Source organism: Marinobacter sp. LQ44 (assembly GCF_001447155.2).
Classification (GTDB): domain Bacteria; phylum Pseudomonadota; class Gammaproteobacteria; order Pseudomonadales; family Oleiphilaceae; genus Marinobacter.
In genome coordinates, this window is record NZ_CP014754.1 from 210290 (window position 1) to 224053 (window position 13764).

A 13764-nucleotide genomic window follows, 5' to 3' on the forward strand; every position below is an offset into this window, starting at 1 on the left:
ATTCCTCAGAGGTCAAACCGCGCCCATACCGGACAGTGGTCTGAGGGCCGTTCCATACCTCGTACGTCATAAGATACACCGGCTTCTGTGGCTTTGGGCAGCAGGCTGTCGCTGGCCATAATCAGGTCAATGCGCAGGCCCCGTTTCGGTTCCCGTTCAAAGCCCTTGCTGCGGTAGTCAAACCAGCTGAAGGTATTGGCCTCGTCCGGGTGCAGGTGCCGGAAGACGTCGGTAAAGCCCCGGCTCTCAACCTGGGCAAGCCATTCGCGTTCCTCTGGCAAAAAGCTGCATTTCCCGGTGCGCAGCCAGCGCTTGGCGTTATCCGGTCCAATGCCGATGTCTTTGTCGGTGGGGGATATGTTCATGTCGCCCATGACAATCACATGGCCGGGTTGGCTTTTCAAGTGGTCCAGATAGGCCATCAAGTCTTGGTAAAACTTCTGCTTGGCGGGGAATTTTACCGGATGATCCCGGCTCTCGCCCTGGGGAAAATAGCCGTTGATCACTGTGAGCGGCTCTCCGTTCACGGTAAAACGACCGGTTATAAGGCGGCGCTGGGCATCGTCGTCATCGGTGCTGTATCCCTTCTGGACCGACTCGGGCTCGGCCCGGGAGAGCAAGGCGACACCATAATGGGTTTTCTGGCCATGGAAGTGAACGTGGTAGCCAAGCTCGCGGATGGCATCTACCGGGAATTCGTTGTCGGTGACCTTGGTTTCCTGAAGCCCGATGATATCCGGGTTAAGTTGCTCTATCACGGCTTCAAGCTGGTGCAGACGGGTGCGGATACTGTTGACGTTAAACGACACAAACATCATGGGGGTGGAGTCTCCGGTACGTTTTGCCCGTGAGTTTACCACACAGTGGCCGGTTATCTGTTTGGCGGCCGGGCCGGGTTCAGGGTGTCAGTTCACAATCCGGATACTGTTCCACCTCGTAGTGAATGTGCGCCGTGAAATTGGCATCTGCGTTTTCACGAATGTTGGTCAGGCCAAGATATTCGGACAGTGCGCCTTCGTTGTTGTAGCCGAGGACAATCGGGTCAACCAGGAACCGGAGCACCAGGCTGGTGGGGCGAATACGAAGAACAACATCGGAGTTAAGTTGGTTATTGCTGGTGGGTTCCAGTACAAAGCCATAATGCTCGCCCCGAGTAGGGCCCAGGAAGCGAAACTCCACCGACTCTCCCCGGGTAACTTTGCCCCAGTTGGCGCGGACCAGATGATCAAAACCGGCATCCACTACTAACCGGTCATCGAAGCTTACCCCGTACCTCTCAACCTCGCCGGCCGGGGTCTGCCATTGGATGGACAGGCGGTCTGGCTCTGGATAGGTGATTTTTAGCATCTCGTTGAAGTCGGGTTGCTGAAAATCCACGCTCGGGCGGAGCGCAGAGTCCTCATAGCGCATCTGTTTGGTTGCGAATGGGTCCTTGCCTGGTTGCTTTCGGTAGTTCACGGAGTGGCTTTGGGGTTCGAAGACGCCTTCCGCACAATGTCCATCAACCCGATGGGCTTCCTGGTACAACAGCGTGCCTCCGCTATTCTTGGCGGTGCCGGTGAACACAAACTGATTGGCGTTAACGGGCAGGGCCAACGTGGTCAGGGCGCTGAAGGCAATGAGTGAGCGGATCATGGCTGCAACTCCGAATACAGGGTCTTCCTAACATACAGCAGCAACGGGAATAACAGGAACCACCCCAACGCCATGGCGGCCAGAGAAACGCTGGGGTTTGGTAAGGTGACAACGCCAAGCTTGCTGGCGGACCAGTAGGCGAAGGGCCCGCCAACGGGTGCGAACACAAAGGGCAGCCATTTCCGCTGTGCGATCCAGCCCAGAGAATGGCAAAGGGTGGTCATAAAGATAGCCCAGATTGCGACAAGCCAGGGGGGGGCAACCAGCACATTGTCTGCACCGCTGATACCCAGCACTCCGGTTCGGAACCAGAGAGTGTCCATCAGGCTGCCAAGCACCACTCCGAACCCGATGAACTGGAGCTCGGTAAACCGCCTCTGGCTGACCAGCGCAAAATGCACTATCAGAAACAACAGCACCAGCCCGGCGGCGGCCAGGCCAGGAAACACAACGCACATCAGCCAGCCGGCCTGGAACAGAACGAAGTTCAGGATATTGCGGGTGGTGTCTGAGGCAATCATAAACTGAGTATGTTGGCGCGCTTGTTGGCGGGCTTGGCCAGCACCAGGTGGGCCACTCCAATGGCCCGCTCGCTGAAGCCAGCCTCGCAGTAGGCAAAGTAGAAGTGCCATAGACGCTGGAAGGCCTCGTCATAACCCCGTTCAAGCAGGATGTTCCGGTGTGCCATGAAACGGTCACACCAGTCGCGCAGGGTGCGGGCGTAATGGAAACCGAAGTCTTCTGAGTGGGTCAGCACCAGGTCGGACCCCCGGCGCATGGACGTGATAATGGCTCCGAATGAGGGGATGAAGCTGCCCGGGAAAATATACCGTTGAATGAAGTCGACGTTCTTCAGCGCCCTTTCGTAACGCTGCTCCGGCATATTGATGGCCTGCACCAGGGCAAGGCCGTCTGGCTTGAGCAACGCGCTGATCTGGGTCAGGTAGCTATCCAGGAACTGCGGCCCAACGGCCTCAATCATTTCGATCGACACCAGTTTGTCGAATTGCCCGGTCAGGTCACGGTAGTCATCAAACAGCAGGGTGATACGGTCTTCCAGGCCTTCGGCTTTCACCCGCTCTTTGGCCAGCTCCAGTTGCTCCCGGGAGATGGTGGTAGTGGTTACATGACAGCCATAGTGCTTGGCGGCGTGAATGGCAAAACCGCCCCAGCCGGTGCCAATTTCGATCACCCGGTCTTCTGGCTGAAGGTCCAGCTTCTTGCAGATGGTGTCCAGTTTGTAGACCGCAGCATCTTCGAGGGTCGAATCAGAGCTCGGATAGATGGCTGAGGAATACATCATGGTCGGGTCGAGGAAGAGCTGGAACAGGTCGTTGTCCAGATCGTAGTGGGCACTGATGTTCTTGCGCGAACCGGCTGGAGTGTTGCGATTCAGCCAATGAAGCGCTTTCAAAGTCGGTTTGCTTACCCAGCTGAACTTGTCTTCAAAGGCGTTCATGGTGTCGAGGTTCCTGCTGAAAAAACGCAGGAGGGCGGTCAAGTCCGGAGAGCTCCAGTCGCCTGCAACAAAGGACTCGGCGGCGCCAACGCTGCCACCAGTAACCAGATCACGCCAGGTAGTGTGATCATGGATGACCAGCTCCGCCACCGGATACTGAGGGTCGCCGTCGCCATAGACCAGATCCTCAACCCCTTGCTCTTTGACCACCAACTTGCCATGGCTGAGTCGAGACAGCTGTTGGCAGACAAGCTGTTTGGCAATCCGGCTCACCAGCGGCGTGAGGCCGGTGCGCTGGCTGTCAACCGATGTATTCAGATTCTCCATGAGCTTACCCTTCCTGCAATATCCGAATCCGAGTGCGTAGGTGCCGGCGTTAACGTGATCTGCGTACCTTTATCTTCCACACCTTTGCGATATTGGCTGTCCGTTTTGTCCAGCTTGTCCGGGTGGGTGTAGAAAGGCGCGCCCTTGAGCTTCAGCTTCAGGGCATTCCAGTAAATGCCGGCGGTGCCTTTGAGGGTTTCCACGGGAAAACGCCTCAGGCTTCTGTGCAATGTTTTACGATCAAACGGGCTGCGTTGGACTACCAGGGTGGCATCAAAATGTTTTTCCTGGCCCTGTTGCACGTTCATGTGAATACGTAGCTCCGGCCCCCTGAAACTGAACAGCCACTGGTACTGCTGATCCATGCCGTTGAACGGAGACACGTGGAAGCGCTTGCTGAAGGCGAAGCGTTCGGTGTGCCACGCATCTGCCGGGGCGGCTCCGGGTTTGCGGCATTCAAGGCAGTAAACGTGGTGCTGCTTCCAGGGTGTGTTGGTGATCTGCGCAAGAATCACCCGGGGAACGTCGCCGTTTTGGGAACTTTCGCCCCGGTTGTAGCAAAGGTAGAAGCTCACCGGGTTGAAGATGTAGCCCAGGTATCGGGGGTGAGTGATCAGCTCGATGGGGCCGTCGGGTGCCCAGCCAGTGGCGCTTTTCACCTGGTTGAACACTGCTTGGCGCAGGCTGGGCACTTCCGGGTTCAGGTAGTCCCGCCGGTAAAGAGACATCCAGTTAAACCGCTCCAGAGAAAAAAACGGACTCAATGTAGTGATGGTCGCCCAGTCGTCCAGGTCTAATGCCAGCATGCCAATCTTGTACTTAAACTCGTGTAAAACCGGAATCTTACGCCGATGTCTTATAGTGCCTTCTAGCCACTGGCTGGCCATAATCAGAGCTCCACGCCAAATGCCTGGGTAACGCGCAATGCGCTGCGTACGCCGTCTTCATGGAAGCCATTAAACCAGTAGGCACCACAGTAGTGGGTCCGGTTCCGGTTGCCGATCTCGTCGTAGCGCTCCTGGGCGGCCACAGCTTCAAGGGTGAAAACCGGATGGTCGTACTCAAAGCGCTTTATTACCTTGGCAGGGTCGATGTCATGGCTTCGATTAAGCGTAACGCAGAAGGTTTCAGGCGCATCGTCGAAGTTCTGCAGGGTATTCATGTTGTAGGTAACCGACACCGGCTGAGTGATGTGTTCGGGAATCATATAATTCCAGGCAGCCCAGGCCAGTCGAGTGGAAGGCAAAACACTGGCATCGGTATGCAGCACCACGTCGTTCTTCTGATAGCCGATGGCACCAAGGATGTCCCGCTCCTGGTCGGTCGGATCGTTCAGCATCGCCAACGCCTGATTGCTGTGGCAGGCCAGGACAACCTGGTCAAACCGGTGCTGCTGGCCGTTCACCACGATGGTAACGCCGTCCTCGTCCCGGGCGATGGCCGTTACCGGGCTGTTCAGGTGGGTGCGATCGCCCAGCCGCGCCATCATCTTGTCCACGTAGGTGGCGGATCCGCCGGAAATCACCCGCCAGGTTGGGCGGTCGTCTACCGACAGCATGCCGTGGTTATTGAAGAACTGCAGGAAGAACCGGATCGGGAACTGCTCTAGCACGATTTCAGGTGCCGACCAGATGGCAGCCCCCATGGGAACAATGTAGTTGTTACGGAAATAACGGCTGTAGCGGTTACGGTTCAGGTATTCGCCGAGGGTTTCACCGTCTGGAATCTGGCCGGCAGCGAGATCGGCGCGAGTTTCCTTGTTGAACCGGAGGATTTCCCGGATCATCTTCAGAAAGTTCAGGTTAAGAAGGTTCCTGCGCTGGGCAAACAGCGTGTTGAGGCTTGTGCCGTTGTACTGCAGGCCAGAAACGTGGCAGTCCACACTGAAACTCATGTTACTGACTTCTGACTGTACATCCAGGCGGTCCATCAGCTTGATAAAATTCGGGTAGGTCCAGTCATTGAACACAATGAACCCGGTGTTCACGGGCCAGACACGCCCGCCTGCTTCTACCTGTTCGGTGTTGGTGTGGCCACCCGCATAATCGCCAGCTTCAAACAGTTGAACATCGTGTTTCTCACTGAGCAGCCAGGCCGCCGTCAAGCCGGATACGCCGGCACCAATCACAGCAATACGCTGACCATTCGGGTTCATGCAATCTGTTCCTGTTAATAAAGAGTTCAAGAGTGGTTGTTACGGGCCATGGAGGCGGCCATGCGATCCACAAGGCCTTGAGGCAAGGCACCCAGCGCTTTCAGCATCCAGGTGAAACGTCGGGGGAAGGCGATTTCCGTCTTACCCTTTTCGAGGCCTTTAACAATGCGATCGGCGGCATCTTCCGAGCCGATGATGAAGGGCATGGGGAAGTCGTTACGGTCCGTCAAAGGCGTTTTCACAAAGCCAGGAGAGACCACCACCACGTCGATGCCCTCGGCTGCAAGGTCCGCACGCAGCGCGTGGGCAAAGTAGGTCAGGGCAGCCTTTGACGCGCCATAACCCTCTGCCCGGCCAAACGGAAACCACCAGGCTGAAGAGCTGACAATCACCAGCGTCGCCGGTTTACCTTTGGCCCGGGTGGCCCTGAGGGCCGGAAGCGCAATATCCAGGCTTCTGGCCGTGCCAACGACATTGGTCGTCATGTTGGCTTCAATCACGCGGCTGTCATATTCGGCGATCTCCAGGTATTCACAGGTACCGGCATTCAGTATCGCCATGTCCAGATCACCAAAGTGACCCAAAGAATCCTTGATGGCCTCGAGGTCAGCCTTACTGGTGGTGTCCGCGGGGGCGGCCAACATGTGCTGGGGATGCTGATTCACCAGAGCATCCAAGGCCTCCTTCCGGCGCCCGGTGACAATCAACCGGTGCCCATGGGTAGCAAGTTGCTTTGCCAGTGCCTCGCCAATCCCGGACGATGCGCCGGTCAGCCAGATGTTGCTGGTGGTTTCCAGGCGTCTGCTCATCCTGCCTGCTCCTTGACCCAACGTATCACTCCACCCACCACCGGCAGATTTTCGTAGAGCAACTGGCCGGCATCGAAATAATCCCGGTGGTACCGTACCCGGCCGTCCAGAATCTGGAGGTGGCTGATACCCTCAACCTCCACGGTTTTTCCACCTTTGATCCGCTTGTGCTGTAACTCCATTACCCACGGAATGGTGCACCAGGCGTCCTGGATCACTGGGCTGTTGAAGCGGAACTGGCATCGGATAACGTTGCCGTAGGCGCCTGCAAAGTAATTCGTTAGCGCGTCCAGGCCGTTCACCGTTCCAAATGGATCCTGAAACTCGATGTCTTCACCATAGACTTGCTGCAGTTTATGCAGGTTGCCCTTGTCGAGCTCATTGAACAGGGCGCAGAACTGGTCGAGCACAGCTGGCAGGGCGGGGTTGGGTGAGCCGACCTCAATGGCAGAAGCAGTTTTCATTTGCGCTTCCTCCTCTGTTCGTCCAATTCACGTGTTTCTTTCTGGATGTGTGCCGGGATTGGATTTAAATCCCACACTATCCCGAGCTTGGACAATGCCCAAAGCCCGTACCAGGTGATATCTATTTCATACCACCGGAATCCCTGGCGTACGGATTGTGGCCAACGGTGGTGGTTGTTGTGCCAGCCTTCGCCCAGCGTAATCAGCGCGAGCCAGAAATTGTTGCGGCTATCGTCGTCGGTTTCGAACCGGCGCTTTCCCCACACGTGAGACAGTGAGTTGATGGATACCGTCGCGTGGAACAAGCACACCGTTGAGATAAAGAAGCCCCAAACCAGCAGTTGCAAACCATTGGTGCCCAGCCCTGGGGCCCAAACTGCCAGGGCTTCTCCCAGCAGATAGATCAGCAAGGCGGCGGCCGCCGGAATCAGTGAATCGAACCGGTTGATAAATTTGAGTTCTGGAAATTTCAACCAGTCTCGCACCCGGCGTTCATCCATGGTGAAGCCGGCATCACAGGTAAACCAGCCGGCGTGAGACCACCAGAACCCGCCGTGGTGAGGTGAGTGCAGGTCTTCTGCATTATCGGAATGTTGGTGATGATGCCGATGATGAGCTGCCCACCACAACGGGCCCCGCTGGGCCGAACTGGCTCCGAGCACGGCAAACACGAATTGCGCGGCGCGGCTGGTCTTAAACGTTTTGTGGGAAAAGTAACGATGATAGAAGCCTGTTATGGCAAACATCCGGATGACGAAGAAGGCGACGGCGAACACAACAGCGAAGGTGCTGACGCCGGTGAACAATGCGAGTAGGCAGGCAAGATGTAATGCGATAAAAGGCAGCACTCTCACCCAGTTAAAGGATCTGGAACTGGAATCCAGGTGATCTGAACCTGCTTCGGAATCGAACCATCTCAGAATGTTTGTTAACCAGTAATTCAATCGGGCCATATACAACCATGCTTAAAGTGACATCAGACACCACATCAATACGCAACGTAGCGGTTATCGGTTCAGGTCTGGCAGGCCTCACAGCTGCAATTTTACTTAGCCAACTGGGCCATAGTGTCACGGTGTTTGAGAAAAGTCGCGGGCCGGGTGGTCGCATGGCCTCCAAGAGGGTTGGTAGTGGGTCTGCCGATGTCGGTGCCCAATACTTTACCGCCCGCAATCCTGAGTTCTTTTCGTTCCTGCAACGCTGGGCCGGGAGCGACGCTTTCCGCGAGTGGCCAGCCAGATTCCGTTATCAGGACGAAACCCTTCACTGGCAGCCGTTTCCGGAAGAAAAGCGTTATGTTGGCGTCCCGAGAATGACCGCTATCACCCGTGCATTGTCTGCCCACGTAGAAGTGACCGCTCAGGTGAGAATTGAACGGTTAGTGCCTTCCGGTAACCAGTGGCAATTAGTGTGCACAGAAGGGCGGAACCACGGTTCATTCGATCAGGTGATCATCACTGCTCCCCCGGCTCAGGCCCGGGAACTGTTACTGGCTAGCCAGCTTGACGGGCTGGCGGAAGAGCTTGAAAAGCCGGTTGATCAGATTCTCCCGTGTTGGGCAGTGGCGGCTCATTATTCCGAGCCACCGGAGGTGGACGCAGACGCCATGCGCCCGCACTCTACGGTGCTGTACTGGGTTGCCAACAATTCCTCCAAGCCGGGCCGGGATGATTCCGGCCAATGGTGGGTATTGCATGCCACCCCGGAGTGGACAATGGCCCATGTGGATGCGGAGCCGGGCCAGGTGTGTAACGCATTGGTGGGTGAATTCGCAGCGTTAACCGGGGCCGATGCCCGCCCCGATGAGACGGTGGCTCACCGCTGGCTCTACGCCAGGTCGGCCGGGGGTGATCAGCCCGGATATCGCTACGATGCCAGGAGTGGCATCGGGCTGGCGGGAGACTGGTTAGCTGGTGGCCGGGTAGAGGGCGCCTGGGAAAGCGCCACCGGTTTGGTTGCCGCGATGAAGTAGCGCGGGGGCCAGTCTATTCGAGCAGGTCGGGAGGCGCCATTCTGGTGACTTCCGGCCGGCTGTAGAAATGGGTGATGGTGCCGTCACCAAACTTCGAGAAAAACGCGCTGACCTCGGTAATTTTGCGCAATGAGCGCTCCCTGGAGATCGGATTCTTTACCAAGACCTTTATGCCGTTAAAGTTGTCCTGGATATTCGAGAACCGGGCGCGCATGGAGCAGGTGACCACGTTGCCCGGGTCCATGGCCAACTCTCCAGCCAGCCAGTGGCTGTGGTCAGCAATCTGCTGTTTGTCGAGATTCTCCCGGGTATCCAGGTGGTGCAGCTTCACCCGATTTACGATGCAGAATGAGTAACTTTTCGGATGCTTGCGGGCCACTTTCCGGAAGGCTTCCCAGAAAAAATTATCGGTCAGCTCCGCAAAAAACCTCATATCGCTCAGGCAAGTGTCGATCCAGTCAAAGCTCTCCGGGTCTTCCAGTACTTCGTTGATGGCTTCCCGCAGCAGCCAGTCAAACCCAAGGGCTGTTTTGTGGGCGTAGACTTTGCGGTACATCTGATATCGGCTGTACACGAAGTCTTCCAGGGCACCCAGGCCTTTCTGGGTAATCGCCAGGCCCATCCAGGGCTCGGACACATCCCAGCCAAACCGCAGGTTACTCAGCAGGTGGTCAAGATTGAACCCGCCGATGGTCACGGAACTGTGGAAACCATCCCGAAGCATGTAGTCTGCCCGGTCAGCATCGATTTCACCGGACACAATGGACGACAGTAAGCCCATGACCAGGGCCGGCACGTCCTGTTCACCGATGGTGCCGGCGACCGCGTCTGCACCGGCAATGAATTCCCAGAAAGTGCGGGCGTGGCGGCAGAAGGTGGCGCTTGGGGTAACGTCAGTCGTCTCCATGATGCCAATCACATCAACCGCGTCCAGCCCGGCGTTTTCGAGATCCACCGATGACAGCACGTCATGGGCAACCCGGACGGAATAATGTTCGTGCTCCAGTTCTTCTGGCTCCTCCGGGTGATAGCGGGTGAAGTCGACCCCGCGCCAGAGATCCCTGAAACGTTGGGGGCGCGACATCAGCTCCCGGATGCGGCGGGCCTGGGTGAACTGATGCGAAAAACTGGAGTGGCCGCTGTCGTGCAACAGGCAACCAAGGCGAATGGTTTTGGCCAGGTAATCGATGGCGTCGAGCTGGCTCAGGCTCAGGTCTGTACGTTCGCTGAGTTGCCGTTCCCGAAGGTAGGCGTCAATCATCGAACGGAACATACGGGTTCCCACATGCATTACGCCAATGCTGTGCAGAAAACGTGAGTGGGTTGCCCCAGGAAAAACCAGGCTCAAAATATCGTTCTGGCAGATGTTTCTCAGGCGCTGGAACAGGGGATGGTCAATCACCTGGATTTCATGCCGATACAGGGGGATGCCGCCGTGCACGGGGTCCATGATGAGCTTGTCGTAGGCTCCGAGCAGGTCGTTGACGGCACGTCGCATGGTTACAAATCTCCCAAATTAATGACACGGCCCTTGTTATATCACAGGGGCATGCCAGAATAGGCTTTATGAAGCCAATTTCTCTTTTATCGCTGGTAGTTTAAGGCCATCAACATGACCTCGCGCACCGAGCGCATTCTGATTATTGACGCCAACGAACAGGCGAGATCGGATTTGTCCCGCTACCTTGAAGCGAGAGGCTTCTATGTGACTGGATTTCCCGATGTCAGCGCCGCCCGAAGCCTTTTCGAAGATAACATTCCCGATGTCATCTTTGCAGATTTGCCCCCCGAAGCCATCCGAGAACTGTCAAGGCGGCTGGATGAAGCCGACAGCTTTACCCCCATCGTTGCCTGCACCTGCAGCGAATCCAGTTCAGAGATTGTCCAGGCCCTCAGGGCTGGTGCAGCGGATGTGGTTCTTAAACCCTGTAACGACGACAAGGGCGCCCTGGACGACGTTATCGGCAAACTGTTTGATCGGGTCAGGGTGAATCGCCTGAACCAACTGTACCGGCAGGAACTTGAGGAGGCCAATCGGGAACTCCGCACAGGTATCGCGGAACTGAGAGCTGACCAGAATGCCGGGCGCAAGGTCCAGCTAAAAATGTTGCCAGACCACGAGCTGAGCCTGTCCGGTTTGCAGGTGGACCACCTGATCAAGCCTTCACTGTACCTGAGTGGCGATTTCCTGGACTACTTCCGCATTACCGAAGACAAAGTGTTGGTCTACATTGCCGATGTGTCCGGGCATGGTGCCAGCTCGGCGTTCGTCACGGTGTTGCTCAAGAACCTGACCAATCGCCTCCAGCGCAATATGCGCCGACAATCCAGTGACGATATCCTGTACCCGGAACGGTTTCTGGAAAGGATCAACTCGGAGCTACTGGATACTGGTCTCGGTAAGCACGTAACCGTATTTGTTGGCATTATCTCGATTTCCACCCGTACATTAAGTTATGCGGTCGGTGCACACTTCCCGATGCCGATTTTGTCGTTCGAGGGCGGCGAAACCCGTTTTCTGGAGGGTAGTGGGCTCCCGGTAGGGTTGTTTGAGGCACCGGAGTGGGAGGTTTACGAGGTCAAGCTGGACAAGCCGTTCCGGCTGTTGCTGTTTTCAGACGGAATTCTGGAAGTGATTCCGGCAAAATCCCTGGATGAAAAGGAGAAGACACTACTTGAACTCGTATCAGGAGGTAGTCACACTATCGCATCGCTGAGCGACGCTCTGGGGCTTGGTAAGATCTCGGAGCTGCCGGACGATATCGCGATAGTATCGGTAACTGATACCATAGATGGTTCAGACAACACGTCGTCGACTTAGTGGCAGTGTGAAAATGGCTGGTTATAAAATCCTGCAAGCTGAGAAGCAGGGAATCTATGTCCTGAAGTTTATTGGGGAAATCCGGCTGAACCTGTGTTCGACGCTGGATAATCTGGTTGAGTCCATCACCCGCGATCCCCAGTTCAAAACGGTTGTGGTTGATCTCACCGAAACGGAAATCATCGACAGCACGACTCTGGGCCTGCTGGCCAAGATAGCCCTGGCGGCGCAAAAACAAAGTCAGTTCTTGCCAACTCTGATCTCGACCAATCCCGACATCACCCGCATTATCGCCTCTATGGGCTTCGACAAGATATTTATCATTGTCCGGGAGCCCGCCTCCAGAATTGAAGAGCTCGAAGAAATCCCCGTACTGAAGGCCAGTGAACAACAGGTCAGAGATAAGGTACTTGATGCCCACAAAGTATTGATGGGCATGAACAGCAAGAACAGGGAAGAATTCAAGAACCTGGTGCGCGCGCTGGAGTGCGAAGAACCGGGCTGAGCGTTCCGGTTATGCGTTCCCAGCGGTGCCCCTGAAGCAACAAAACGGAACAGATATGTCTGAAAATTCAACTACCCGCACCGCCGGCGCGGGCCCTCGTGACGTCGCCGTTCTGGGTGGCGGCAGTTTCGGCACGGCCATGGCCAAGGTACTTGGCGAAAATGGCCATACCGTCCACTTCTGGATGCGTGATGAGGAGCAGGCCGAGGATATTCGCCAGCACCGCACCAATAAGCGTTATATGCCGGGTATCACCCTGGAAGGTGATATTCAGCCCACGACCGATTTTGCAGACGCCGTTCGCAAGGCCGAGGTGGTGCTGGTTGCCATCCCGTCCAAGGCATTTCGTGCCGTGATCCGCGAAAACAGCCAGGTATTCCGGGATGGCCAGATTGTTGTCAGTCTGACCAAGGGTATCGAAGAGCACGGTTTCAAGCTTATGAGCGAGATTCTTCAGGAAGAGATTCCCCGTTGTCGCTCTGGTGTGCTCAGTGGCCCCAATCTGGCAGCCGAGATCGTTAACCGTGAGCTGACGGCGACCGTGATTGCCGCCAAAGACCCGGACGTTCGCCGGGCCATCCAGGAATTGCTGGGTTGTGAGTATTTCCGGGTCTATGCCAATGTCGACGTGTATGGGGTGGAGCTGGCCGGGGCGCTGAAGAACATTTACGCCATCGTAGCCGGCCTGGCCAATGCCTTGGAAATGGGCGAGAACGCCAAGGCAATGCTGATTACCCGTGGTCTGGCGGAAATGAGCCGTTTCGCGGTCAGCCTGGGTGCCAATCCGATGACCTTTATGGGGCTGGCTGGCGTGGGCGACCTGATTGCCACCTGCACCTCCAATAAAAGCCGGAACTTCCGGGTGGGTTATGCGGTCGGTAAAGGCAAGAAACTTGATGAAGCCGCGCAGGAACTGGGGCAGGTAGCGGAGGGGATCTATACCCTGAAGCTGGTCCGTGAAAAATCGGAGGCCATTGGCATTTACATGCCTTTGGTGAGGGGGCTTTATGAAATCCTGTACGAAGAAGCCTCCATCAACGCCGTAATTAACAGCCTGATGATGGCCGTACAGAATTCCGACGTTGAGTTTATTCTGCCACGCACCATCAGTCATTAAGCCCGCGCCGGGCAGGGAGGATTACCTTGCATCTGATCATTATGCGCCATGGCGAGGCCGGCTGGCACACCCTGGATCAGGAACGGGAGCTGACAGAAGCTGGCCGGGCCGGCGTCGCCTCGGTGGCTGCACAGATCGCCAAATCTCCCTGGCGGCCGGAGAGCATCTGGTCCAGCCCATACACCCGAGCCCGGCAGACTGCGGCGATCGTGTCTGAAGTGCTCAATTGCCCGGTTGAAGAATGCCCGGTTATCACCCCGGATGACGACCCCGGAAAGTGCCTGGATCTGCTACTGGAGAACAAGGCCTCGCCGCTGATGCTGGTGTCTCACATGCCGTTCGTTGGCTGCCTGTCCACCCTGCTGGTGGATGGCCACCGCAAAGGCATACCGTTCATGACTGCGCAGGCAGTGTTGCTCGACATGCCAGTGGTGGGGCCCGGCTGCGCAGACTTGAAAGCCCAGTTTTTGCCCTGATCTTGCCCATATCCAACTTCCCTT

General features: G+C 56.5%; 15 protein-coding genes. 5 read left to right on the forward strand and 10 right to left on the reverse strand.

The annotated features are described in order from the left end of the window. Positions 1-5: 5 nt before the first annotated feature. The 9 genes from xthA to ASQ50_RS01000 form a co-directional block, all read right to left on the reverse strand. Positions 6-818: an exodeoxyribonuclease III gene (gene xthA, locus ASQ50_RS00960; RefSeq protein WP_058089771.1), complete on the reverse strand. Its 813-nt coding sequence runs from the start codon at positions 816-818 to the stop codon at positions 6-8. 79 nt (positions 819-897) lie between these two features. Next, the gene (locus tag ASQ50_RS00965) at positions 898-1635 is read right to left on the reverse strand and encodes a hypothetical protein (protein WP_058089772.1); all 738 of its coding nucleotides are present in this window, start codon (positions 1633-1635) and stop codon (positions 898-900) included. Next, positions 1632-2156 carry a DUF2878 domain-containing protein gene (locus tag ASQ50_RS00970; protein ID WP_058089773.1) on the reverse strand — a complete coding sequence of 175 codons (525 nt, stop codon included), beginning with the start codon at positions 2154-2156 and terminating at the stop codon, positions 1632-1634. The genes ASQ50_RS00965 and ASQ50_RS00970 overlap by 4 nt, the downstream gene beginning before the upstream one ends. Next, positions 2153-3421, reverse strand: a complete 1269-nt coding sequence (locus tag ASQ50_RS00975) for an SAM-dependent methyltransferase (protein ID WP_058089774.1) — start codon at positions 3419-3421, stop codon at positions 2153-2155. The genes ASQ50_RS00970 and ASQ50_RS00975 overlap by 4 nt, the downstream gene beginning before the upstream one ends. After that, complete coding sequence (locus ASQ50_RS00980) at positions 3409-4308, reverse strand: DUF1365 domain-containing protein (protein ID WP_058089775.1); 900 nt, start codon at positions 4306-4308, stop codon at positions 3409-3411. Before ASQ50_RS00980 ends, ASQ50_RS00975 begins: the two co-directional genes overlap by 13 nt. 2 nt (positions 4309-4310) lie before the next feature. Further along, entirely contained in the window at positions 4311-5576 is a 1266-nt protein-coding gene (locus tag ASQ50_RS00985) for an NAD(P)/FAD-dependent oxidoreductase (protein ID WP_058089776.1), read from the reverse strand. 26 nt (positions 5577-5602) lie between these two features. Then, positions 5603-6385 carry an SDR family NAD(P)-dependent oxidoreductase gene (locus ASQ50_RS00990; protein ID WP_058089777.1) on the reverse strand — a complete coding sequence of 261 codons (783 nt, stop codon included), beginning with the start codon at positions 6383-6385 and terminating at the stop codon, positions 5603-5605. Then, positions 6382-6849 carry a nuclear transport factor 2 family protein gene (locus ASQ50_RS00995; RefSeq protein WP_058089778.1) on the reverse strand — a complete coding sequence of 156 codons (468 nt, stop codon included), beginning with the start codon at positions 6847-6849 and terminating at the stop codon, positions 6382-6384. The genes ASQ50_RS00990 and ASQ50_RS00995 overlap by 4 nt, the downstream gene beginning before the upstream one ends. After that, positions 6846-7802 (reverse strand): acyl-CoA desaturase, encoded by a 957-nt coding sequence (locus ASQ50_RS01000; RefSeq protein ID WP_058089779.1) that lies wholly within the window; start codon positions 7800-7802, stop codon positions 6846-6848. Before ASQ50_RS01000 ends, ASQ50_RS00995 begins: the two co-directional genes overlap by 4 nt. Positions 7803-7810: 8 nt before the next feature. Here ASQ50_RS01000 and ASQ50_RS01005 point away from each other — a divergent pair, with 8 nt between their 5' ends. Then, positions 7811-8821: an NAD(P)/FAD-dependent oxidoreductase gene (locus tag ASQ50_RS01005; protein WP_058089780.1), complete on the forward strand. Its 1011-nt coding sequence runs from the start codon at positions 7811-7813 to the stop codon at positions 8819-8821. Positions 8822-8834: 13 nt separating this feature from the next. Here ASQ50_RS01005 and ASQ50_RS01010 read toward each other — a convergent pair whose 3' ends face one another. Then, positions 8835-10319, reverse strand: a complete 1485-nt coding sequence (locus ASQ50_RS01010) for an HD domain-containing protein (RefSeq protein WP_058089781.1) — start codon at positions 10317-10319, stop codon at positions 8835-8837. A 114-nt stretch (positions 10320-10433) separates the two neighbouring features. Between ASQ50_RS01010 and ASQ50_RS01015 the strand changes: the two genes are divergently transcribed. The 4 genes from ASQ50_RS01015 to ASQ50_RS01030 are packed head-to-tail and all read left to right on the forward strand — an operon-like array spanning position 10434 to position 13740. After that, the gene (locus ASQ50_RS01015; protein ID WP_058089782.1) at positions 10434-11642 is read left to right on the forward strand and encodes a PP2C family protein-serine/threonine phosphatase; all 1209 of its coding nucleotides are present in this window, start codon (positions 10434-10436) and stop codon (positions 11640-11642) included. Between the two features lie 13 nt (positions 11643-11655). Next, a complete protein-coding gene (locus ASQ50_RS01020) occupies positions 11656-12147 on the forward strand; it encodes an STAS domain-containing protein (protein ID WP_058089783.1) in 492 nt (163 codons plus the stop codon). 55 nt (positions 12148-12202) lie between these two features. Beyond that, on the forward strand, positions 12203-13264 hold the full coding sequence (locus ASQ50_RS01025) for an NAD(P)H-dependent glycerol-3-phosphate dehydrogenase (protein WP_058089784.1): 1062 nt from the start codon (positions 12203-12205) through the stop codon (positions 13262-13264). Positions 13265-13290: 26 nt separating this feature from the next. Beyond that, the gene (locus tag ASQ50_RS01030; protein WP_058089785.1) at positions 13291-13740 is read left to right on the forward strand and encodes a SixA phosphatase family protein; all 450 of its coding nucleotides are present in this window, start codon (positions 13291-13293) and stop codon (positions 13738-13740) included. Positions 13741-13764: the final 24 nt, after the last annotated feature.

Excerpts from the sequence above, each read along its gene's own strand:
- ASQ50_RS00980 (WP_058089775.1), bottom strand. The coding sequence starts at position 4,308 with ATGGCCAGCCAGTGGCTAGAAGGCACTATAAGACATCGGCGTAAGATT.
- ASQ50_RS01015 (WP_058089782.1), top strand. The coding sequence starts at position 10,434 with ATGACCTCGCGCACCGAGCGCATTCTGATTATTGACGCCAACGAACAG.
- ASQ50_RS01000 (WP_058089779.1), bottom strand. The coding sequence starts at position 7,802 with ATGGCCCGATTGAATTACTGGTTAACAAACATTCTGAGATGGTTCGAT.
- ASQ50_RS00995 (WP_058089778.1), bottom strand. The coding sequence starts at position 6,849 with ATGAAAACTGCTTCTGCCATTGAGGTCGGCTCACCCAACCCCGCCCTG.
- ASQ50_RS00985 (WP_058089776.1), bottom strand. The coding sequence starts at position 5,576 with ATGAACCCGAATGGTCAGCGTATTGCTGTGATTGGTGCCGGCGTATCC.
- ASQ50_RS01020 (WP_058089783.1), top strand. The coding sequence starts at position 11,656 with ATGGCTGGTTATAAAATCCTGCAAGCTGAGAAGCAGGGAATCTATGTC.
- ASQ50_RS01025 (WP_058089784.1), top strand. The coding sequence starts at position 12,203 with ATGTCTGAAAATTCAACTACCCGCACCGCCGGCGCGGGCCCTCGTGAC.
- ASQ50_RS00990 (WP_058089777.1), bottom strand. The coding sequence starts at position 6,385 with ATGAGCAGACGCCTGGAAACCACCAGCAACATCTGGCTGACCGGCGCA.
- xthA (WP_058089771.1), bottom strand. The coding sequence starts at position 818 with ATGATGTTTGTGTCGTTTAACGTCAACAGTATCCGCACCCGTCTGCAC.
- ASQ50_RS01005 (WP_058089780.1), top strand. The coding sequence starts at position 7,811 with ATGCTTAAAGTGACATCAGACACCACATCAATACGCAACGTAGCGGTT.
- ASQ50_RS00975 (WP_058089774.1), bottom strand. The coding sequence starts at position 3,421 with ATGGAGAATCTGAATACATCGGTTGACAGCCAGCGCACCGGCCTCACG.
- ASQ50_RS01010 (WP_058089781.1), bottom strand. The coding sequence starts at position 10,319 with ATGCGACGTGCCGTCAACGACCTGCTCGGAGCCTACGACAAGCTCATC.
- ASQ50_RS00965 (WP_058089772.1), bottom strand. The coding sequence starts at position 1,635 with ATGATCCGCTCACTCATTGCCTTCAGCGCCCTGACCACGTTGGCCCTG.
- ASQ50_RS00970 (WP_058089773.1), bottom strand. The coding sequence starts at position 2,156 with ATGATTGCCTCAGACACCACCCGCAATATCCTGAACTTCGTTCTGTTC.